This window comes from Fluviicola sp. (genome assembly GCF_039596395.1).
Lineage (GTDB): Bacteria > Bacteroidota > Bacteroidia > Flavobacteriales_D > Crocinitomicaceae > Fluviicola.
The window spans coordinates 426514-445571 of record NZ_JBCNJT010000003.1; the positions used below are offsets into that span (position 1 = coordinate 426514).

21 protein-coding genes are annotated in these 19058 nt (G+C 43.1%); 16 read left to right on the top strand and 5 right to left on the bottom strand.

Features of this window, described 5'->3' with window-relative positions:
• Nucleotides 1-2: 2 nt before the first annotated feature.
• Together ABDW02_RS17090 and ABDW02_RS17095 are read right to left on the bottom strand one after the other, a co-directional pair.
• A complete protein-coding gene (locus ABDW02_RS17090; protein WP_343636701.1) occupies nucleotides 3-470 on the bottom strand; it encodes a DUF1456 family protein in 468 nt (155 codons plus the stop codon).
• Between the two features lie 46 nt (nucleotides 471-516).
• Nucleotides 517-1056: a hypothetical protein gene (locus ABDW02_RS17095; RefSeq protein ID WP_343636703.1), complete on the bottom strand. Its 540-nt coding sequence runs from the start codon at nucleotides 1054-1056 to the stop codon at nucleotides 517-519.
• Between the two features lie 84 nt (nucleotides 1057-1140).
• Between ABDW02_RS17095 and ABDW02_RS17100 the strand changes: the two genes are divergently transcribed.
• The 3 genes from ABDW02_RS17100 to ABDW02_RS17110 all read left to right on the top strand — a co-directional run bounded on the left by ABDW02_RS17100 (nucleotide 1141) and on the right by ABDW02_RS17110 (nucleotide 3766).
• On the top strand, nucleotides 1141-1692 hold the full coding sequence (locus tag ABDW02_RS17100) for a hypothetical protein (protein ID WP_343636705.1): 552 nt from the start codon (nucleotides 1141-1143) through the stop codon (nucleotides 1690-1692).
• 84 nt (nucleotides 1693-1776) lie between these two features.
• A complete protein-coding gene (locus ABDW02_RS17105) occupies nucleotides 1777-2904 on the top strand; it encodes a hypothetical protein (RefSeq protein WP_343636707.1) in 1128 nt (375 codons plus the stop codon).
• Nucleotides 2891-3766 carry a hypothetical protein gene (locus ABDW02_RS17110; protein WP_343636709.1) on the top strand — a complete coding sequence of 292 codons (876 nt, stop codon included), beginning with the start codon at nucleotides 2891-2893 and terminating at the stop codon, nucleotides 3764-3766. Before ABDW02_RS17105 ends, ABDW02_RS17110 begins: the two co-directional genes overlap by 14 nt.
• Before the next feature lie 109 nt (nucleotides 3767-3875).
• On the opposite strand, the gene ABDW02_RS17115 is transcribed toward ABDW02_RS17110, so the two are convergent.
• Complete coding sequence (locus ABDW02_RS17115) at nucleotides 3876-6404, bottom strand: gliding motility-associated C-terminal domain-containing protein (RefSeq protein WP_343636712.1); 2529 nt, start codon at nucleotides 6402-6404, stop codon at nucleotides 3876-3878.
• A gap of 196 nt (nucleotides 6405-6600) precedes the next feature.
• Between ABDW02_RS17115 and ABDW02_RS17120 the strand changes: the two genes are divergently transcribed.
• The 8 genes from ABDW02_RS17120 to ABDW02_RS17155 all read left to right on the top strand — a co-directional run bounded on the left by ABDW02_RS17120 (nucleotide 6601) and on the right by ABDW02_RS17155 (nucleotide 12916).
• Nucleotides 6601-7116 carry a hypothetical protein gene (locus ABDW02_RS17120; protein WP_343636714.1) on the top strand — a complete coding sequence of 172 codons (516 nt, stop codon included), beginning with the start codon at nucleotides 6601-6603 and terminating at the stop codon, nucleotides 7114-7116.
• A 57-nt stretch (nucleotides 7117-7173) separates the two neighbouring features.
• Nucleotides 7174-7677 (top strand): RNA polymerase sigma factor, encoded by a 504-nt coding sequence (locus tag ABDW02_RS17125; RefSeq protein WP_343636716.1) that lies wholly within the window; start codon nucleotides 7174-7176, stop codon nucleotides 7675-7677.
• A gap of 31 nt (nucleotides 7678-7708) precedes the next feature.
• Nucleotides 7709-7969, top strand: coding sequence for a hypothetical protein (locus tag ABDW02_RS17130; protein ID WP_343636718.1), 261 nt, complete (start codon nucleotides 7709-7711; stop codon nucleotides 7967-7969).
• The gene (locus ABDW02_RS17135; protein WP_343636720.1) at nucleotides 7966-8400 is read left to right on the top strand and encodes a hypothetical protein; all 435 of its coding nucleotides are present in this window, start codon (nucleotides 7966-7968) and stop codon (nucleotides 8398-8400) included. The genes ABDW02_RS17130 and ABDW02_RS17135 overlap by 4 nt, the downstream gene beginning before the upstream one ends.
• A complete protein-coding gene (locus ABDW02_RS17140; protein WP_343636722.1) occupies nucleotides 8397-9065 on the top strand; it encodes an MbnP family protein in 669 nt (222 codons plus the stop codon). Before ABDW02_RS17135 ends, ABDW02_RS17140 begins: the two co-directional genes overlap by 4 nt.
• Nucleotides 9062-10081, top strand: coding sequence for a cytochrome c peroxidase (locus ABDW02_RS17145; RefSeq protein WP_343636724.1), 1020 nt, complete (start codon nucleotides 9062-9064; stop codon nucleotides 10079-10081). The genes ABDW02_RS17140 and ABDW02_RS17145 overlap by 4 nt, the downstream gene beginning before the upstream one ends.
• A 2-nt stretch (nucleotides 10082-10083) precedes the next feature.
• Nucleotides 10084-11376 carry a YHYH protein gene (locus ABDW02_RS17150; protein ID WP_343636726.1) on the top strand — a complete coding sequence of 431 codons (1293 nt, stop codon included), beginning with the start codon at nucleotides 10084-10086 and terminating at the stop codon, nucleotides 11374-11376.
• A gap of 190 nt (nucleotides 11377-11566) precedes the next feature.
• Nucleotides 11567-12916 carry a YHYH protein gene (locus tag ABDW02_RS17155; protein WP_343636728.1) on the top strand — a complete coding sequence of 450 codons (1350 nt, stop codon included), beginning with the start codon at nucleotides 11567-11569 and terminating at the stop codon, nucleotides 12914-12916.
• A gap of 299 nt (nucleotides 12917-13215) precedes the next feature.
• On the opposite strand, the gene ABDW02_RS17160 is transcribed toward ABDW02_RS17155, so the two are convergent.
• The gene (locus ABDW02_RS17160; protein ID WP_343636730.1) at nucleotides 13216-13989 is read right to left on the bottom strand and encodes an SDR family oxidoreductase; all 774 of its coding nucleotides are present in this window, start codon (nucleotides 13987-13989) and stop codon (nucleotides 13216-13218) included.
• Between the two features lie 115 nt (nucleotides 13990-14104).
• Between ABDW02_RS17160 and ABDW02_RS17165 the strand changes: the two genes are divergently transcribed.
• Nucleotides 14105-14440 (top strand): winged helix-turn-helix transcriptional regulator, encoded by a 336-nt coding sequence (locus ABDW02_RS17165; RefSeq protein ID WP_343636732.1) that lies wholly within the window; start codon nucleotides 14105-14107, stop codon nucleotides 14438-14440.
• A 147-nt stretch (nucleotides 14441-14587) separates the two neighbouring features.
• Here ABDW02_RS17165 and ABDW02_RS17170 read toward each other — a convergent pair whose 3' ends face one another.
• The gene (locus ABDW02_RS17170) at nucleotides 14588-16405 is read right to left on the bottom strand and encodes an ABC transporter ATP-binding protein (RefSeq protein WP_343636734.1); all 1818 of its coding nucleotides are present in this window, start codon (nucleotides 16403-16405) and stop codon (nucleotides 14588-14590) included.
• A 186-nt stretch (nucleotides 16406-16591) separates the two neighbouring features.
• Here ABDW02_RS17170 and rpmH point away from each other — a divergent pair, with 186 nt between their 5' ends.
• From rpmH to ABDW02_RS17190, 4 genes are all read left to right on the top strand, one after another.
• Nucleotides 16592-16750 carry a 50S ribosomal protein L34 gene (rpmH, locus tag ABDW02_RS17175; protein WP_144333335.1) on the top strand — a complete coding sequence of 53 codons (159 nt, stop codon included), beginning with the start codon at nucleotides 16592-16594 and terminating at the stop codon, nucleotides 16748-16750.
• A gap of 173 nt (nucleotides 16751-16923) precedes the next feature.
• Nucleotides 16924-17949, top strand: coding sequence for a low-specificity L-threonine aldolase (gene ltaE / locus ABDW02_RS17180; RefSeq protein ID WP_343636736.1), 1026 nt, complete (start codon nucleotides 16924-16926; stop codon nucleotides 17947-17949).
• 3 nt (nucleotides 17950-17952) lie between these two features.
• Entirely contained in the window at nucleotides 17953-18615 is a 663-nt protein-coding gene (locus ABDW02_RS17185; protein ID WP_343636738.1) for a hypothetical protein, read from the top strand.
• A gap of 54 nt (nucleotides 18616-18669) precedes the next feature.
• Nucleotides 18670-18999, top strand: a complete 330-nt coding sequence (locus ABDW02_RS17190) for a hypothetical protein (protein ID WP_343636740.1) — start codon at nucleotides 18670-18672, stop codon at nucleotides 18997-18999.
• Nucleotides 19000-19058: the final 59 nt, after the last annotated feature.

Sequence of the window (19058 nt, forward strand, 5' to 3'; positions counted from 1 at the left end):
AACTATGTCCGTTTTTGATTGGTTCCTAACTGAAGTCCGCGGAGAAAGTTGCGCAGGAACTGGTCGCCGCAAACCCGGTAATGCGGGTGTTTCGGATCTCTGAAAAAAGCATTCAGTTCGGGTTTACCGATTCGGATATCCGCCTTCTTCAATGTTTCCACAATATCATCGTCCTTGAAATTCAAGGCAATTCGCAGCTTGCGGAAAATAATGTTATTGGTAAGTTTTTCCTCTGCTTCCGGGATTTTTCCGTCTTTCAATCCTCTCCGGTCTACGATGAAACCGTTCAGTAAAGCTGCCAGTGCCTGGTCGGGCATGGCTTTGAAACCTTCGTACTGTTCCTGCTTCATCCAGGCAAAAATGTCCAGCGGAGAAACAATGAATTCAACCGACTTGAAGAGGTTCCCGATTTTCTCTTCGTCCCATTGATAAATTTTGCGAAGCTTGTAAAAAACGTAATTGTTATCCATAATGCAAAGGTAGAATAAAACGCATTAACGGATAGCGCCCGGTTACTCACTCTTTGATATTGTCCAGGAAAAGGTCGTTTTTAATTCCTCTTGCTTCGAGTGTTTGAACAATTCCAAGAATTACAGACTGAGGTGTTTTTATATTCGTTTGAATACTGTTTTCTCCTTCCCTGAAACGCAACCAGGCCAGGTTTTGTGTAACACCATCGTATGTGACTGTATCGGTCGATTGGACTATGGAAACAACCAGGTTTTCAACGTTGAATTCGTGGATTTTATAGGAAATGTTTTTGGCTTGCGGCTTGTAAATCAACCGGTCGTTTTCAAGGATAAAATATTCTTTTCCGTGCTTGTTCCAGGTCGCCAGCCGGTAGAAAAAGTAAGCGATAAAACCAAAAATGGCCCAGGAAATGAACAACCCGAAGCTAGGTTTCCCACCTGACGAAAAAATCAGGATGCTTACAATGACCGGAATCAAAATTGTAATGTACATCAGGATCAGAGTGATGGAATATCCGCTTTTGTTCAGTCTGAAATTCGAAAGTTCGATGTGATTGGAAGTGATAATTACCGGTGAAAGCATCATGAGATTGATTAAACGATTACGATCAATGAGTTAGCCGGAACAAAAGTACCGAATTTTCAAGTACCTTTCTCCTGACAATAATCCATGAAAGAAAGAGTTTTTTTAATCACCTTGATGATTGCTTGCCTGAGCTGTGCCCAAAAACCGGCAATAGATTCATTGAAACAACTTCCGGGAATAAACCGGCAAGTGCTGGATACTGCAATGATCTACGGAAGAACCATTTCCCCGACTTATGAAAGTGCTGTCTGTACCGAATTTGTGATCGGAGTTTTGGGACATTTTATGCAATTGACTTCGGAAGATACCGTCAATATCCGGATAGATCAGCCGCGGGAAAGCATCAAGGACGTTTACCGGCAAATGAAAGAAGGATTGCCTTATCCGAAAGGAGTTGTTCACGCGCTTGTTTCCAACGGAAGAGGAATCGAAATTACTGATCCGTCACAGGTTCTCCCGGGAGATTTTGTTCAGTTCTGGTATCCGAATTCCTGGGGACATTGTGGAATTGTTTCGCACATGGATCTCAAAAATAAAGTCTTGTGGCTGCATTCATCTTATCCGAGCACGGAAGGTTATGGCATTCAACCTTTTCACATGCCGGAATATTGTCATTTTGTGCGGTTGAAAGAATAATCCGTCTAAGGAATTGATTTTTATTTGCTCATTCGAATAAACTTAGTTGAAACATAGTACTTTTGCGCCAAAATTTATCTTCCAGTGAAAAGATTATTTAAAAGCAAATGGTTTAAAATTCCATTCTTCACCCTGACCTTTCTGTTTGCCGCGATCGGCTTTTTCCTGACGGTTTCCTATGCAGCCATTCAACTCGGATGGACCAAGGAAGGTGGTATTGTTGATGCAAACAACCGTTATTTCCAGGAAATGCAGGATAAGTATAACCAGGATTTTAAGGTCGACAGTGCAACCATGGTACAAAAACGCTACGAAGCAATGGAGCGTATCATTGTCCTGAATGAATATTATCCTCAAAATGCACAGTACATTTTGGCGGCTCTTCAAAAAGGGGCGGATGAATACGAAGTATTGCGTATGCTCGATGCGGTCGATTTGCAGTTAAAAGACAATAAATCGTATAGAAAGGCACTTTCACGGATTAAATTCAACGCGAAGCAAACCAAAGAAGTAACGAATCTGAGTGCTTTTGAGTGGATGAATATCGCGGAATGGAAAACCTTTAAGGAAGCTGTTTCGAAAGACAAGAAACTAATCGATTCGGTGGCAAAGCAAACGGGGGTAGAGGGCCGCTTAATCGTATCCTGCCTGGTTGGAGAACAAATCCGTTTGTTTAATTCTTCGCGGGAAGCATATAAAAAATGGATCGGGCCGCTGAAAGTACTTTCCGTGGAGTCGCAATTCTCGTTCGGTGTAACCGGTATTAAGGAGCAAACGGCAATGAATATCGAGCACAACCTGAAAGATCCGTCGAGCATTTACTATCTGGGGCCTCAATACGAGGGGTTATTGAATTTTGTGGGACAAGACACGGCAAGCATTAACAAAGAACGTATTGATCGCCTCACGGACTTTCACAACCATTATTATTCCTACCTGTATGCAGCTTTGTTTTTAAAGCAGGTGAAAGTACAGTGGGAAAAAGCCGGTTACCCGATTGACAAACGTCCGGAAATTTTGGCTACCTTGTTCAATGTAGGATATCCGCAATCGAAACCAAAACCCAATCCGAGAGTTGGAGGTTCTACGATCAAGATTTATGAAAAACCTTATTCTTTCGGTGCAATTGCGTACCAGTTCTATTATTCCGGCGAGCTTTTTGATCTTTTCCCGTTTGAAAAAAAGAAGTTTGACTGGAATGAGAAGTCTTAGTGCCGGAATCACGATATTTCTTTTAGGTTGTTCCGGGATTATTTTCGCCCAGGACAGAACAGATACGCTTTATAAGCGACCGAAAGATACCATGGACCTGGTGGTGAAATGGCAGCAGATCGGGAAGGGTGTGCAATTTTGTGAAACGGATGCACCTTTGAAGTCCATTATCGGTGATTCCAAACTGACTATGTTGAAAATCGATCCGAAGCAAGTGGAATTTGACCTGTTTACCGCTTCTGCCATGGACAGTATTTCCAGGCCCGTGAATGTATGGGCAGATACCATGAATCTGAATATCGTCTTCAACGCGGGAATGTATGACCTTGCAAAACCGCTGATCAGCAGGGGATTGTTGAAAAACCGGGATCACCACAACCAGTTTGCATTCAAAGAAGGATGGAATGTCATGTTTGCGATCAACCCGGTTGACACACTCAATGCAATGGATGCGGTAGTATATGATATGCAGTGCATTGCCTACGATTCGATCCGGGAAAAATATACGAGCTTTGCCCAGGGAATACGCATGTTGGATTGTGCCGGTAACCCGATGAACTGGAAAAAGAACCAAGCGTGCAGCATGCTGGTTTGTGCCCACGACGACCAGGAGAACCTGATCCTTATTTTCAACCGGTCTCCTTTTACTCCGAATGAACTGATCGCTTTTATGAAGCAATTCCCTGATCCGCTTCACAATGCCATTTACATGGAGGGCGGCCCGGAAACCAGTTTGTATGTCAGCATCGGGGATTTTTGCCTGCAAAAGGTGGGAAGCTATGTTGCGGGAACTTATGCAAAGGATACCAATGAAACTTTCTGGCGCTTACCGAATGTGATCGGGATACGGGTGAAGAAATAGGGTAAGTTCAATGGTTCAAAAGTTTAAATGTTCAACATTTTGAACCATTTAAACAAAAGAATTCGTGTAATATCCAATTACCCGCATTCTTTTAGTTGAACTTTGTTTCTTACCTGATCACCGTCACGAATCCATTGTATCGGGTTTTGTGCCCGTTGTTATCTGAGATAATAAAAACATACGTGTAAACTCCATCCTGTACCATCATTCCGTCCTGGGTTCTTCCGTCCCATTTCAGGTCGTTTTCGTGGAATTCCTTGATGGTATTTCCCCATCTGTTCAGGATGAAACCTTCCACCAGGTAACCTCCCATGATACTTACCGAGAAGAAGTCATTGATGTTGTCATTATTCGGCGTGAACACGTTCGGGATGAAAACCGCATAGTCTTCAATGCTGCAATCCTCAAATACGATTTGAGTAGTATGGGTTGTCGGACAACCGTTTGCATCTGTAATGTTGATCACTACATTGTCTGATTCATAGTACCAGGTTCCTTCAACGATGACAGAATCTCCCTCACAACGCGTAATGTTATTGGAACTCGGAGTGACAGTGAATACCGAAAGATTCAACGTATGTGTACTATCGCAGCCGTTTTGTCCGGTAAATACAAAGGGGTAGGAACCTGCGTTCGTAAAAGTTTGTCCGTTGAAGGTGTAAGAATCGCCCGGACAGATACTGTGCGATTCACTGGTTGTTTGAGGAGTACATCCTGTTACTACGATACTTTTGCAATCCTGGTCGGAACATCCGCCGTTTCCTACCGTATAGCAAATCTGGTATGTTCCTGCTCCGGCAGAAGCAGGATTGAACACTCCGGAAGCTGAAATACACGTTCCGCAATTTGCTGTCCATGTTCCTCCGGGAGTTGTTGCGGTAAATTGAACAGGAGCGTCTGTGGTAGCGAAAGGACCTGTTGTAATAATGGTTGCATCGGGGGCAGCCGGGCCGGCTCCTACGGTTCCGGAAGCATTTCCGGTACAACCATTCTGGTCGGTTACAGTTACCGAGTAAGTTCCGGGACATTTATTCGAAATATTCGCAAAAGTGCTGTTGTCAGACCATAAATAGGAGTAAGGCGTTGCTCCTCCCGAAGCGCTTCCCGTTAATCCGCCGTCGCATGCACCTGCACACGTTTCATTGGAAGAAGTGATTGTTACGTTCAAGCCTGCTCCGGCACTAACTGTTGCCTGTGCAGAACCTGTACAACCGTTTTGGTCGGTTACAGTAACGGAATAATTATTCGGGCATAAATTGGAAATAATTGCTGTGGTAGCCGGGTTTCCGGTCCAGGAATAGCTGTAGGGAGCCGATCCGCCGGTTACTGTTGTTGAAACAGAACCGTTGCATGCATTCGTACACGTTTCGTTCACCGCACCTGCTGTTACATTTAAAGCTGTTCCTGCTGCAACTGTTGCCTGTGCAGAACCTGTACAACCATTCTGGTCTGTTACGGTAACGGAATAATTGTTCGGGCATAAATTGGAAATGGTTGCTGTTGTAGCCGGGTTTCCTGTCCAGGAATAACTGTATGGAGCCGATCCGCCGGTAACTGTTGCAGAGACTGAACCGTTGCATGCACCCGGACAGGTTTCATTTACAGCAGTTGCAGTAACATTGATAGTTGCGCCACCGGAAGAAGTTACGGTAGCTTGTGCAGTTGTCGAACATCCTCCTGCATCTGTTACGGTCACCGTATAAGTTCCTGCACATTGGGAGGAAAGGTTTGCTGTTGTAGCTCCGCTTCCTGTCCAGGAATAGCTGTATGGAGCCGTTCCGCCTGTAACAGTAGTTGTAACAGTTCCGGTGCAAGTTGGCCCGCAACCTGTAGGTGTTGCTGTTGCAGTGGCTTGCAATCCGTTGGTAATTCCACATTGCGGATTCATAGAAGCGATCCATGCACTGTTTGCGGTGTTATTCGCGGCTCCGGGAGTTTCATTCGTTCCCACATTTCCGGAAGTCCAGTTTGCCTGAAGTGAGGGATTGTTATTGGTGTTATTGGTCATGGAGAATACTTTTCCGGACGCTCCTCCGGAAAAATAAATAATCGCATTGGTGCTGTTGTTTCCGTAGCTTACAGCGTGAGAAGGGGAAGCAGCACTGATGCTCGTCATAATCAGGAAAGAATCCCCTGAATTTGACATAGCAACCTGGTTCCACGTACCTGCGCCTGCAAACCAGCCAGTCGTCGGGTAAGCCGTGTTTCCTGCTGCCGGACTGATGCTTTGTCCTTCCAACAAGTTGGAATTTACCGGGATAATCAACCGGCAGTTTCCGTCCGACATACTTAAATCATCCGGTGGAATAGCCGTATTGCGGTCATTGTCGTTGTACACCACAATCATAGTTCCCTGTGGAATACAGCTCCAAAATGCATTATTGGCAAAACGTACCGCACCTTGTGCAATCCCTGTTCCGCTTCCTGCCGCAAAATACCCGTTATTGTCATCCAGGACAACTCCTCTCAAATCCATGCAAGGTGTTGGAGTCTGACAGCTTGGAGTTCCGATAACCAGTAATTCTACATATTCGGCAGAACCGGTTCCCTGGGAAACTTCATTGATGATTAGTTGTTGTGAGTAGGATTGAAATGAAATAATTCCTAATAGTGGAATAAGTACGCTGAGAAAACGCATTTTTGACCGTAAATAAACTCTAATTGAACCTGGTTTCAGCAACGGATCTTGTGCCTCAAGGATTACAAGTTCAATTTTTCACCGCAAAGATAGGGTGAAATAATGAATGTTTTGAGAGCAAAATGTTATTAAAAGGTTATGATCCTGTAATTCTAACCTGCGAATAGGTAACTTTAAGTGAAACAATTTTGTCTGCATGAAATCGCTTTTGTTATTCCTATTATTTTTCGGATTTTATTCCTTTGTTAGTGGCCAGGAAATCGTGGAGCTAAAAGGAGAGGTGGATTTTCCGTGGATAAACAGATTCAGTGCCTACGGTTTACCTGAGGATCAGGCTGAAAAAGAACTTGCAGGGTATGAGCATGCTTACAAAAAAGCACAGCGAAAGAACCGGTTGACAGATGAATTGCGCCTGTATGCGTTGTTGAAGGAAAACAACCAGTTGTATGCGCCCTATGTATCTATCCGGAATGACCAGGAAAAACCACTGGTGATTTACATGGATTCTGCTTCCTATAAGAAGACCGGTGTCTGGAATTATAACGAAGAGGATTTGACACGAAAACAACAGTTTTTGTTCTTCGAGGCAAAAGGCTACCCGATTGGCGAGAACGCTTACCTGCTCACGGAATTCATTCAAATCAGGGAAGTAACGGACCCTTTCCGTTCGAAAGCACTTTCCAAATTTGCCATGGATGTTTACCGGAAATAAATCCGGGCAATTAAACTTTTAGTATCATTATGCTTCTTAAGGACTACTGGAACATAAATGACACTCGAACTACTGTATGAAAAATATGCCAAACAGGTTTATAACCTGGCATTGCAGTATGTTCAAAATTCAAACGATGCCGAAGAAATCACACAGGATGTTTTCCTGGCGGCTTATAAATCATTGGATAAATTCCGGAATGAAGCCAATCACAGTACCTGGCTTTACCGGATTACCATCAATAAATCACTGGATTTCCTGAAAGCAAAAAAACGGAAGAAACGCTTCTTTTGGTTTACGAGCGAACTGACCGAAAATGATTCCGTTGAATTCAATCACCCGGGAGTTTTAATCGAGAACAAGGAGGAAACAGCATTCATTTTTTCGTGTATCAATGAACTTCCGGATAATCAAAAAACTGCTTTAATCCTGAATAAAATAGAGCAGCTTCCATTGGCTGAAATAGCAGTGATTATGGAGCTTACACCGAAGGCTGTAGAATCTTTGGTGCAGCGGGCAAAAACAAATCTTTCAAAAAAAATAACGGACAGCGAGGGTTAACCTTCAAAATGTCGTCTAAAAAATGAACAGCATGAAAAAAGATTCATTACATATCCTGGAAAAAATAGAAGCGGCAGAAGTTTCGCCCTTCCTTTTTACGCGTATCCAGGCGAAAGTGCAGGAACAATTGCTCGAAAAGCTTTCAACGAAGCAGACAGTGATTTACCTGGCGGGAATTGCAATGATCATCACTTTGAACATCCTGGTGCTGGGGGCAAAAAGTTCCTCCGAAACCGATGCGAATCTGGTTTCAGAAATGAATTTGACACCTTCCAATCAATTGTACCCATGAAAAAGTCAGTGATCAGGAACGGATTCATAGTCGTATTGCTGCTAAGTAATGCTTTGTTCATTTACAAATGGTGGATGGCTCCGGAGAGAAGGCATCACGGGCCCCGGAATGAAATTATCGAAAGATTACACTTCGATGAGAAGCAGGTAGCCGAATACGATGTGTTGATACAAGGCCACAGAAGTGCAATTGAAAACGCTCAAAAAGAATTGCAGCAGCAAAAACAAAAACTCTACGCAAACCTGGATGAACCTTTTTCAGATAGTTTATTGCAGGAAATTTTGAAGGTGGAAGCAAAGATCGAGCATATTCATTTCAATCATTTCAAAGACATACAGAAGTTGTGCAGGCCGGATCAGAAAAAACAGTTTAAAGCCCTGAACCGGGAAATTGCTCACTTGTTTTCACCCGGAAAAAGACCTCGTCCTTGATTAAAATTGCCACATATTGCCTGTTCCTGGTACCACTTTTCGGGTGGGGACAATTGACCGTGGACATAAGCCTGAAATGTGAGAATCAGGCCATCGGTTTAAATACTCCTGTTCAATCAGACGCTTATTCTTTCCAGCTGGAGCAGGCACGGTTTTACCTGTCGAAATTTGAGTTTTATCATAACGGACAGCTGACATTCCGGGATCCGGTTCCGGCTTATTTGGTGGATTTTGAAATTGATTCGACACGAAAATTGGTTTTTCCGGGTATAGCTGCCTTTGAAGTGGACGAAATCCGTTTTTTATTCGGAATAGATAGCGCTACAAATACTTCAGGTGCTATGGCCGGAGCATTGGACCCGATGCACGGCATGTACTGGAGTTGGCAAAGCGGTTATATCAACTGCAAACTGGAAGGAACGTTCTTAACGCCGGAAAAAGAAGCATTTCAGTTGCATCTCGGTGGGTACGCTCATCCATTTTTCGGTGCACAGCAAATTGTATTGAAAACAGATTCCGGGAAAACCCCGCAAATAACTATCGACCTGAATTTCCTGTTGGAGCGTGTTATAAGCGGCAAAACAGAACGACAAGTAATGTCGCCGGGTTCCCGGGCTGTTGAATATGCCCGATTGCTGGCTAAATCCATTGACCTGAAACGATGAAAAAGGTTGAACTGGTTTGCCTGCTGGTCATTTTACTGACAATTTCTTTTCGTTATACGGAAAGACTTTGGAAAACACCTGCGCATTGGCCTGAACCGGTCTATAATTTCAAAAAGAATCCCCTGGATTCTGCAACCGTGCAATTAGGCAGGGTTCTTTTCTACGATCCGGTTTTGTCTTCAGACAGTTCGGTTTCCTGCGCAAGTTGTCATTCTCCCTACAATGCATTCACACACGCAGATCACGCATTGAGCCATGGAATCAAAGACCGCATCGGAACACGGAATTCCCCGGTTTTGGTGAATTTGGCCTGGGGAAAAACGTTTATGTGGGACGGAGCGGTCAATCATCTCGATATGCAGGCACTTGCTCCTTTGGAAAACCACCTGGAAATGGATGAAACCTTGCCGAATGTGCTTCAAAAGATCCGTAAGCAGGAAAAATACAGGCAGCTTTTCAAAAATGCTTTTCATTCGGAAACTATCACCGGCGAACGTTTTTTGAAAGCCATCTCGCAGTTCATGCTTACTCTGGTAAGCTCCGATTCCAAATACGACCGCGTGATGCGGGGCGAAGCGGGTGTTCAGTTTACCGATTCTGAAAACAAAGGATATGCTTTGTTCAAACAACATTGTGCTTCCTGTCACTCAGAACCTTTGTTTACAAACCAGACTTTTCAGAATAATGGCCTGGCTCCCGATTCCACGCTTCAGGACATCGGCCGGATGAAAATCACTCAAAAAAGTGCCGATTCTCTCAAATTCAAGGTTCCTACATTGCGGAATATCGAGCGGTCCGCTCCTTATATGCACGACGGTAGATACCGGAACCTTCAGATGGTATTATTCCATTATTCATCAGCCATTCATTCCTCACCGACACTCGCTTCGCAATTAAAGAACGGGATCAACCTGATGGAAGAAGATAAAAGGAACATCATCGCTTTCCTGAAAACATTGACAGACTATACCTTTTTAAACAATAAACAATTTCAATACCCACGAACAATTCAATAAGCATGAAAAAAACAGCACTGCTTGTTTTGGCTTTAATCAGCTTAAAAACACAAGCTCAAACCGGTTTGGATAACTGGATTATGAATCAGGGAGAATTTGCTAGTTACTGGGAAAATACCGCCGGACAGGCAGGCCCGCCAACTTATGTGTTTTATACATCAACCGTTTTGGCAAATGTCACTAAAGTATGTTATAACAACACTTATGTCTGGACCCAGTCAGACGGGATGACCACCAACATGGGGCGGTTTTTGAATCCGGGTGCTCCTACAGAGCAAAATTATACCTACCGTTTTCCAAGAGTACCTACAGTTCCAGTCACAAAAACAGCTGTTCCTATGGTTGGAGCAATTGCCTTATTAAATAACGGTGTTCCTGCTTTCGGGTTATCAAATGCTCATTACTACAACGGGACGAATAACAATGGAATGGGAGTAGGGACCTGGAATGTGGAAGTTTACCTTTCCGAAGGATTTGTATTGGATACTACCATGGGCGCCCATCCTCAACAGCAAGGTGCATACCACAGCCATGCAAACCCGACAAGATTGTACGAAGGAACTCCGGCTACCCAGCATTCACCGATTATCGGTTACGCCTTTGATGGTTATCCAATTTACGGCCCTTACGGTTATGTGACAGCAACAGATGCTTCAAGTGGTATTACGCGTATGAAAACCGGTTTTGCTTTGAGAAATATTACCACACGAACCACTCTTCCCGATGGAACAGTATTGAACTCCGGCCAATACGGACCTGCAGTCAGTGCTACTTATCCGTTAGGAACTTATGTGGAAGACTACGCGTGGTCACAGGCCAACGGTGGAGACCTAGATATATACAACGGGCGTTTTTGTGTGACACCGGAATATCCATCCGGCACATATGCCTATTTTATCACGATCGATGGAAACGGAACTCCTGAGTTCCCTTATATTTTAGGGACTTCCTACTATGGTGCTCCTGAAACAGCAGATATTACCATGGGTGCAAACATAACCATTCCTTCTTCAGGGGTTACTTGTTTTACGGAACCGCTATCTGTGAAAGAAATTCAGAAAATGGATGCCGAGGTTGCTCCGAATCCGTCGAATGGAATTTTCAATTTAAAATTGCCGGATGTTTCAGGGAATGTAGAGCTGGAAATTTACAACACGACAGGTCAGCTTGTTTATTCCACTCAATTTACCGGAAATGAACAAATCATTGATCTTTCAAAGGAATCTTCCGGTGTTTTTACCTTAAAAGTGACGAATAACGGAAAAGTAAGTTATTCAAAAATTGCATTGCAGTAAATTGTTACCTCTATATATGCGTAAGAAAAGCCGGTTTGTTCATGTTGCCTTCATTGGTTTAATGAATGGACCGGTTTTATAGAGAATAAGAAATCCGGTTTACCAGCAGGGAATGAGAGAAACAGGTTATTTTGTTTGATGCGAGGGTTTCATGTAAAAGCGTCGTCTAACCGGTTAAATGCTTTATACTATGAAACAGACAGCTGCAATGATTCTATTTTCTATTTCCTCCGGAATAGGCTTTTCCCAAGGTCCGGCAATCACTTCCTGGTTGCAAAATACCACTTTGATGGGAAGCCATTATGTGAGCGGAAATTCAACACCCGTTCAGGATAATGTCCCTGTAAACACGCAATTGATCCAATATTCTGCTTCCTGGGTTTACGTAACGACCAATGGGATCCCTTCTTATCCGACCGGCCCTTTTCTGGATGGAAACCCAAGCCAGGCAACAGATCAGAACGCGATTTTTAAAATCCCTCTCAATCCGACACAAAATACGGGAACACTTACCGCTACAACCGGTGGGAATATCGGTGTGTTTATCAACGGTGTTGCCTTGTTTGATTACCGCGATGGAGTTTCCTGGAAGAATTCTTCGAATGCTCTTGCCGGTGGTCCGCTTGGAGGAATGGGAGACGGTGTCTGGAACCGCGATGCAGTTGTAGGCGAACGAGGCGGTTTTGACTGTGCGAAAGGCCATCCTGCCATGGGAAATTACCACCATCATCAGAATCCAAGCGCATTTGATTTGGATCTGCAAGTCATTTCCACGGTTTGTAACCTCTACGATTCGGATGGATTGTACGCGATTGACAGTACGCAGCATTCACCCTTAATCGGTTATGCCTATGACGGGTTTCCGATTTACGGAGCTTATGGATTTAAGAATGCAGACGGGACAGGTGGAATAGTGCGCATGAAATCTTCTTTTTCGCTCCGGAATATCACCGTCCGAAATATCTATTACGACGGAACTTCGGTCACTGCCGGCCCGAATGTGAATGCAACTTATCCTTTGGGTTATTTCCGCGAAGATTATGAATTTACAACTCCTGCCAGTTCAGATTATCTCGATATTCACAACGGACGTTTCTGCGTCACGCCGGAATATCCTGCAGGGATTTACTGCTATTTTGCTACCGTGGATGAAAACTGGAACTCTGCCTATCCGTACGTGGTTGGTCCTACGTTTTACGGAAACAAAGTAGTCACAAAAGTTACTTCGGTAGGGGAGACCACCACCACTTACACACCGACAACTGCCGGATTGACCCAATCCGAATTGGAGAATTTGAATATCGATCTTTTCCCGAATCCGGCAAATGGTTTGGTAACGCTTCAGGTAAATGGCCTGGTGAAAGAGAATCTGACAGTTGGCCTGGCGGATATGACAGGCCGTATGGTGATGGAGAAGATCATTCCTGCAGGAAGTACCATTGCTTTTTTTGATACACAAACACTTCAGGCCGGCGAATACATCGTTCGGATCAACACTTCAAGTAGCGCAATCACCAGGAAGTTGCTGATCGTGAAATAAGTAGTTACGGTTTAAAGAAAAACGCAGGTCCGGAGATCTGCGTTTTTTTTAGTAAAAAAGTTTTGTTGTTGATAATCAGTATCTTAAATAGTAGTGTGTTTATATCTTTGGGAACACCCAATTTTCCAAATTCCCCAAAAAACAAACATTGTTTATGACTTAGATGTTTTCAGAATCAACCTAAATTGATCTGATTTTTTTTAATCGTTTAATATTTAATCAACTGATTGTTAAGTAGTTATTTGAATGTCTGTTCACAAATTTATGAACAAGTAAATTTATGAATTCGGAAATTGAAATCAGACAGTCGGCAATGCTCCGCCATCAATGGAATAATTGGTTCCTGTAATATAGCTCGCTTCCGAAGATACCAGGAAGGCTACCAGATCCGCAATTTCTTTCGGTTCAGCCATTCTGCCCAGTGACGTACCCACTTTGTCCATGACAATTTTGAATGCTTCTTCTGAGCTAATGGCTGATGATTTCGCGATATTCTCAATGAATTCAAGCATTAAAGGTGTTTTGACAACTCCCGGAGAAACAACATTCACCCGTATGCCTTTCGGACCTACTTCGCTTGCCAATGCTTTGCTGTATGCATTCAATGCTGCTTTTGCAGACGAATAAGACATGGTCATTTCCCAGATCGGTAGTTTGGCAGCTCCTGTTGAGACGTTAATAATTACTCCGTTCTTTCGTTCCAGCATCAGGGGCAATAACGCTTTGTTGATGCGTACTACAGACATGAAATTCAGTTGCCAGTCATTTAACCAATGTTCGTCGGAAAGTTCATTGAATCCACCGCCCGGGCTTAAATTGGCTCCTGCGTTATTGACAATGATATCCAGTTTGCCGTACTTTTCTACGATTTCCTTTGCGATCTTTTCCGCACTTCCCGCTTGAGTTAAGTCTGCTGCTATAAAATGGTGTCCGTTTGTGTTTTCTTTCGGTGCAGTCCGGGCAGTTACTACCACCTGGATTCCTTTGCTGCTCAATTTGTCTGCAATGGCTTTTCCGATGCCTTTTGTTCCACCGGTTATTAAGGCAACTTGCCGGTTTTTTAAATCCTTCATATTGATTATTTTGAAAATGAGTTGCAAAGTAAAATACAAAACTTTACTTTTGAAAGTAGTAACACGAATGTATAGTAATAACACAAATTAAAGTATTCAATTAAATCAATGGGTTATGGCTGAAATAAAAAATGAAAAAAATGTAGCAAGATGTGCGCTTCAGGAAATCTTGGGGGTAATAGGCGGAAAATGGTCGATGTCGATTATCTACGCGTTGTTTACCGGGAAGAAACGCTTCAGTGAGTTGGAACGTTTGATTCCCAACATCAATACCCGCATGCTGGTGAAGGAATTGAAAAATATGGAAGCAAACGGAATCGTTAAGAGGGAAGTTTTTGCAACTGTTCCTCCAACGGTAGAATATACTTTAACAACAAAAGGGGAAAAGCTAAAACCCAGTATTGATGAATTGCATAAATGGGGGCTTGAATATGTGAATCATGGGTTCTGACATAGAGGAATCTGGTTATTCCACAACCAGGAATGTGTACTATAAAGATTCACGAATTCCCAAAAAAAAAATCTCGGTATCTTTCTGAAAATTAATCAGTTGTATTTGAGTCTGTTCACAAATTTATAAACAAGTAAATTCATGAATTTATCCCAAATTAATCTGCATTTTTACCAAATCCGAATAAGCACCACTGGTTGCCATCAGGTCCGAGTGATTTCCGCTTTCAACGATCTGTCCGTTCTGAAGCACCAAAATTTTATCCGCATTGCGAATAGTACTCAAACGATGTGCGATGACAATACAGGTTCTTCCCTGCATCAATTTTTCCAAAGCATCTTGAACCACTCTTTCCGATTCGGAATCCAAAGCAGATGTAGCTTCGTCCAAAATCAAAATAGTCGGATTCTTCAAAATGGCGCGTGCAATGGCAATACGCTGTTTCTGACCGCCGGATAACTGGATTCCACGATCTCCGACCTGTGTTTTGAAACCATCCGGGAAACTCGTAATGAAATCGTAAGCATTTGCCTGTTTTGCGGCACTGATGATTTCTTCTTCGCTTGCTCCCGGCCTTCCGAATGCAATGTTCTCGAAGATGGTTCCTGCAAACAATAGTACGTCTTGCGGAACGATCGCAATGTGTTCGCGTAAATATTTAATGTCGATGGCGTCCGCATTGGTGTCGCCGAAATAAATCGCTCCCTGGCTGACTTTGTAGTAATTTAGTACCAACGAAGAGATCGTGGTCTTTCCACCGCCGGAAGTACCGACTAAAGCCAAAGTTTCGTTGCGGTTCAGTTCGAAAGAAATACCTTTCAAAACCTCGATTTCCGAACGCTGCGGGTAGGAGAAACGCACATTTTCGAAACGGATTGATCCGTCAATTTCCGGTTTGTTTGTTCCCTTGAAAATTTCAGACTCACTGGATTCATTGATAATATCCATCAACTTTTCCGTTCCACCGATCGTTTTTTGAATTCCCGTATAAAATTCAGGAAGTGAACCGATACTTGCTGCCATCAGCAGTGTCACCATCAGGAAGGAATACAAATCTCCCTGGCTCAGTTCCGGGTGAGTTCCCTGGGTCATCAACAGTCCTTGCCAAACGATAAAGACAATCGATCCGAACATGCAGAAAACCATGAAAGAGATGAATAAACCTCGCCAAATCCCGCTTTTGATATTCAGGCGGCGTATTTCTTCAATTGCACTCTTGAAGCGGTTGATGAGGTAGTTTTCGTTGGTGAAAGCCTTGATATTCCCGATTCCGGTTAAAGACTCTTCTGCAATGGCATTTGCGCTGGCAGTTTGGTCCTGGGCATCTTTGGATAAACGTTTGATGAATCTTCCGAACAAAACAGCCACGATCATAATAACCGGAACTGTTGAAAGCATGATCAGGGAAAGCTTCCAGGACACGAAAGTCAAGTAGGCAATTCCTCCGACAACCATCACTACTTGTCTGAAAAATTCAGCAACTGTAGTGCGAAGTGTTTCCTGGATTTGGGTAATATCGGCAGAAATACGACTGGTTAGCTCACCAACGGTATTTCGGTTAAAAAAATCCATCGGAAGGTGAAGCATGCGCTGGAAAACATCGTAACGCAAATCACGCAAGGCTTTTTCAGTCACATTGGTGAACAAAACTACGCGGAAGTAACTGAAAACTGCTTGTCCGCCGAAAAGTGCGAAAAGTGCTACAGCAACGGTTGTAATATTGGAAAGATCAATTGCTTTAATAGCCTCTGCCATACTGGTTTGTGAACCGCTGCTCAGACCCAGTAATTGTCCCAGCAAAATGGGAAAAATCAACCCGACGGATGTAGAAAGTACGAGGAAAATCCAGCCGACCGCATATTGGAACCGGTAAGGTTTCAAATAATGAAAAAGTTTGCGGGCCTTTTTATAGCTGTCACGTGTTAACTGGATCTTTTCTTTCTTCGCTTGCTTTGGTCGCAACATCTTTTTCCTAATTTTGTAACACAAAAGTAATAGGTGATCGATTGAAACAAACTTTTTTTTCGATTATTTTCAATTAAAACTTGAAAAATTAGAAAATCTACCTATCTTTGCACCCCATTCTGACAAATGTCTGACATTTCGAGGGATTTAAGAAAGCAATAAGAACATTCGAATAAAGTATAGATCATGAAAAGAACGTTTCAACCGTCTGTAAGAAAGAGAAGAAACAAGCACGGATTCCGTAGCCGCATGGCAACTAAGAACGGACGTAAAGTATTGGCTGCACGTCGTCGCAAGGGCCGTAAAAAATTGACAGTTTCTGACGAAGGTTTCCACAAGCGTTAATAGCCTGTAAATCTTTATTAAAGATATCGACCATCTTTTCGTTTTGTGCGGAAAGATGGTTTTTTTGTGCCTCAAAGTTTGAGGAAGTGCTATTTTGTATCCGGAAAATCGAAAAAAAGTCTCGTTCCTGTCGATTTTACAAGGAATTGATCTAAGTTTGCCACAAAAAAAGTATGAATCCGTATACCGTTGATTTTCGTTCAGATACCGTTACCAAGCCTTCCAAAGAAATGCTGGATGCGATGTTCAGTGCTTCTGTGGGCGATGATGTTTATGGAGAAGACCCGACGGTCAATGAATTGCAGGATTATGCCGCACAGCTTTTTGGAAAAGAAGCTGCATTATTTTGTGCAAGCGGAACGCAAACCAATCAGATAGCAATCAACATTCATGTGAAACCGGGCGGAGAAGTGATTTGTCACGAAGAAAGTCATGTGTATAAATACGAAGGCGGAGGAATTGCAAAGAATTCAGGTGCTTCCGTGCGTTTGTTACAGGGAAACAGAGGACGTTTGACTGCTGCGGAAATCGAAAAGTGGATCATGCCGGATGATGTACATTTCCCTGTTACCCAATTAATTTCCCTGGAAGATACGGCCAATCGCGGTGGTGGTGCCGTTTATGATTTCGGTGATATCGAAGCCATTGCGCAATTGGCCCGGTCAAAAAATATTCCGCTTCATTTGGACGGAGCACGGATTTTCAATGCATTGGAAGTAAACGGCGTTGAAATCAAAAAATACGCTTCCCAATTCAATTCGATCTCCATTTGTTTGTCGAAAGGGCTGGGAGCTCCCGTAGGATCGTTATTGGTTGGAAACAAAGATTTCATTCACCAGGCGAAAAGAGTGCGCAAAGTCATGGGAGGCGGAATGCGCCAGGCCGGATTTTTAGCTGCTGCAGGTTTGTATGCCTTGAAGAACAATGTCAGCCGGCTTGCAGAAGACCATGAAAGAGCAAAACAATTGGAAAGTGCTTTTTTGGCGTGCAGTTGGATCGAAAGCAGTTTGCCCGTCGAGACAAACATTTTAGTTGTAATTTTGAAGGAGGAAACAAAACGGGATTCCTACATTCAAAAGCTCGGAGAGTTGGGAGTAAAGGTTTCAGCATTCGGGCCGGGAATGATCCGTTTGGTAACACATTTGGATATTTCCCCGGAAGATGTGAGGTTTACAATAGAACAATTGAAGAAAGTATAAGGTATGAAGCTATTCACGATATTCTTTACCGCATTTACACTAACATGGCTTGTCTCCTGCTCAGACAATGATGCGGACAAGACAATTTCGCTGGAAGATATTTCCCACACTTCCGATAAATTCGATCACATCGATGACGACAAAAAAGAAGTAGAGATCAAAGATGAAAAGCCCAAAAAAGCATATTTTCTGACAGCCTTCGATTCCCTTTACAAAGATGCGTCCTGGTTTGTGCTCGACAGCTTGTTGTTCCCGGATCGTTTCGGGCCTTCCAAAATGGAAAAATGGTACCTGTTCAATCAGAAAGACAGTATTGTAGCGCTTCACTACGAATTCAAAGACAGTTTAAGAACAAAAAATGCCTTTTTCAACTGGATTGATTGTTACGGGCCCAAATGTACTTCTTACCAGGTCGGTTCACAGTTCAAAAAACAAAGCAGGAATTCCTTGTTCCTGATCGGAGTGAATCATTTGATCTACCTGGAATCACAAGCACCGATTAAAACGGAAGAATTGATTGGTATCCTGAATGAAAAGGAAAAAGACCGCAATTGGATTTATGTGCTGGAAATACCGGGCAGGAAGAAAACACGCTGGTCGACGATGAAAGAAGGGGAGTTAACAGAATTAAAAGGACGCCAGGATGTTAAGGCTTCAGGACTTTAAGACTAAAGTAAAGTTTTAATATCCTAATATCATAATGTCCTAAAATCAACAAATATGAAAGTAGTAAACAGAGGATACATTTACGTAGAACCGAAACAAGCCTTTTGCGATTGGGCGAAACAACACGATCCGGAATTTGATTTTGATGAAACAGACGACCTGGAAGGAAACCTGTACCTGATCGAAGAAGACTTTTTTGAATACGAACCGCTGATCGAAGCGCATTTCAAGAAAATCATGAAAAATGAGTGCCTGGCTGTGGTTGATTCCGATGAAGAATACCCCAAACCAACGCTGGAATTGTTCCTGGAATGGTTCACCATCCGTATCGGGTCGAGTGTGTTTGACACCCAAAAGACCGATTTGGAAAGCGACAAGTTATAAACTGCTTTTGACCGATGGGTGAAATCAATTCACCGATTTTAGGGTCAGTTTTCTTTTTT

Excerpts from the sequence above, each read along its gene's own strand:
- ltaE (WP_343636736.1), top strand. The coding sequence starts at position 16,924 with ATGAATCCGTATACCGTTGATTTTCGTTCAGATACCGTTACCAAGCCT.
- ABDW02_RS17145 (WP_343636724.1), top strand. The coding sequence starts at position 9,062 with ATGAAAAAGGTTGAACTGGTTTGCCTGCTGGTCATTTTACTGACAATT.
- ABDW02_RS17185 (WP_343636738.1), top strand. The coding sequence starts at position 17,953 with ATGAAGCTATTCACGATATTCTTTACCGCATTTACACTAACATGGCTT.
- ABDW02_RS17095 (WP_343636703.1), bottom strand. The coding sequence starts at position 1,056 with ATGATGCTTTCACCGGTAATTATCACTTCCAATCACATCGAACTTTCG.
- ABDW02_RS17110 (WP_343636709.1), top strand. The coding sequence starts at position 2,891 with ATGAGAAGTCTTAGTGCCGGAATCACGATATTTCTTTTAGGTTGTTCC.
- ABDW02_RS17170 (WP_343636734.1), bottom strand. The coding sequence starts at position 16,405 with ATGTTGCGACCAAAGCAAGCGAAGAAAGAAAAGATCCAGTTAACACGT.
- ABDW02_RS17125 (WP_343636716.1), top strand. The coding sequence starts at position 7,174 with ATGACACTCGAACTACTGTATGAAAAATATGCCAAACAGGTTTATAAC.
- ABDW02_RS17120 (WP_343636714.1), top strand. The coding sequence starts at position 6,601 with ATGAAATCGCTTTTGTTATTCCTATTATTTTTCGGATTTTATTCCTTT.
- ABDW02_RS17100 (WP_343636705.1), top strand. The coding sequence starts at position 1,141 with ATGAAAGAAAGAGTTTTTTTAATCACCTTGATGATTGCTTGCCTGAGC.
- ABDW02_RS17130 (WP_343636718.1), top strand. The coding sequence starts at position 7,709 with ATGAAAAAAGATTCATTACATATCCTGGAAAAAATAGAAGCGGCAGAA.
- ABDW02_RS17115 (WP_343636712.1), bottom strand. The coding sequence starts at position 6,404 with ATGCGTTTTCTCAGCGTACTTATTCCACTATTAGGAATTATTTCATTT.
- ABDW02_RS17090 (WP_343636701.1), bottom strand. The coding sequence starts at position 470 with ATGGATAACAATTACGTTTTTTACAAGCTTCGCAAAATTTATCAATGG.
- ABDW02_RS17190 (WP_343636740.1), top strand. The coding sequence starts at position 18,670 with ATGAAAGTAGTAAACAGAGGATACATTTACGTAGAACCGAAACAAGCC.
- ABDW02_RS17165 (WP_343636732.1), top strand. The coding sequence starts at position 14,105 with ATGGCTGAAATAAAAAATGAAAAAAATGTAGCAAGATGTGCGCTTCAG.
- ABDW02_RS17155 (WP_343636728.1), top strand. The coding sequence starts at position 11,567 with ATGAAACAGACAGCTGCAATGATTCTATTTTCTATTTCCTCCGGAATA.
- ABDW02_RS17150 (WP_343636726.1), top strand. The coding sequence starts at position 10,084 with ATGAAAAAAACAGCACTGCTTGTTTTGGCTTTAATCAGCTTAAAAACA.
- ABDW02_RS17135 (WP_343636720.1), top strand. The coding sequence starts at position 7,966 with ATGAAAAAGTCAGTGATCAGGAACGGATTCATAGTCGTATTGCTGCTA.
- ABDW02_RS17160 (WP_343636730.1), bottom strand. The coding sequence starts at position 13,989 with ATGAAGGATTTAAAAAACCGGCAAGTTGCCTTAATAACCGGTGGAACA.
- rpmH (WP_144333335.1), top strand. The coding sequence starts at position 16,592 with ATGAAAAGAACGTTTCAACCGTCTGTAAGAAAGAGAAGAAACAAGCAC.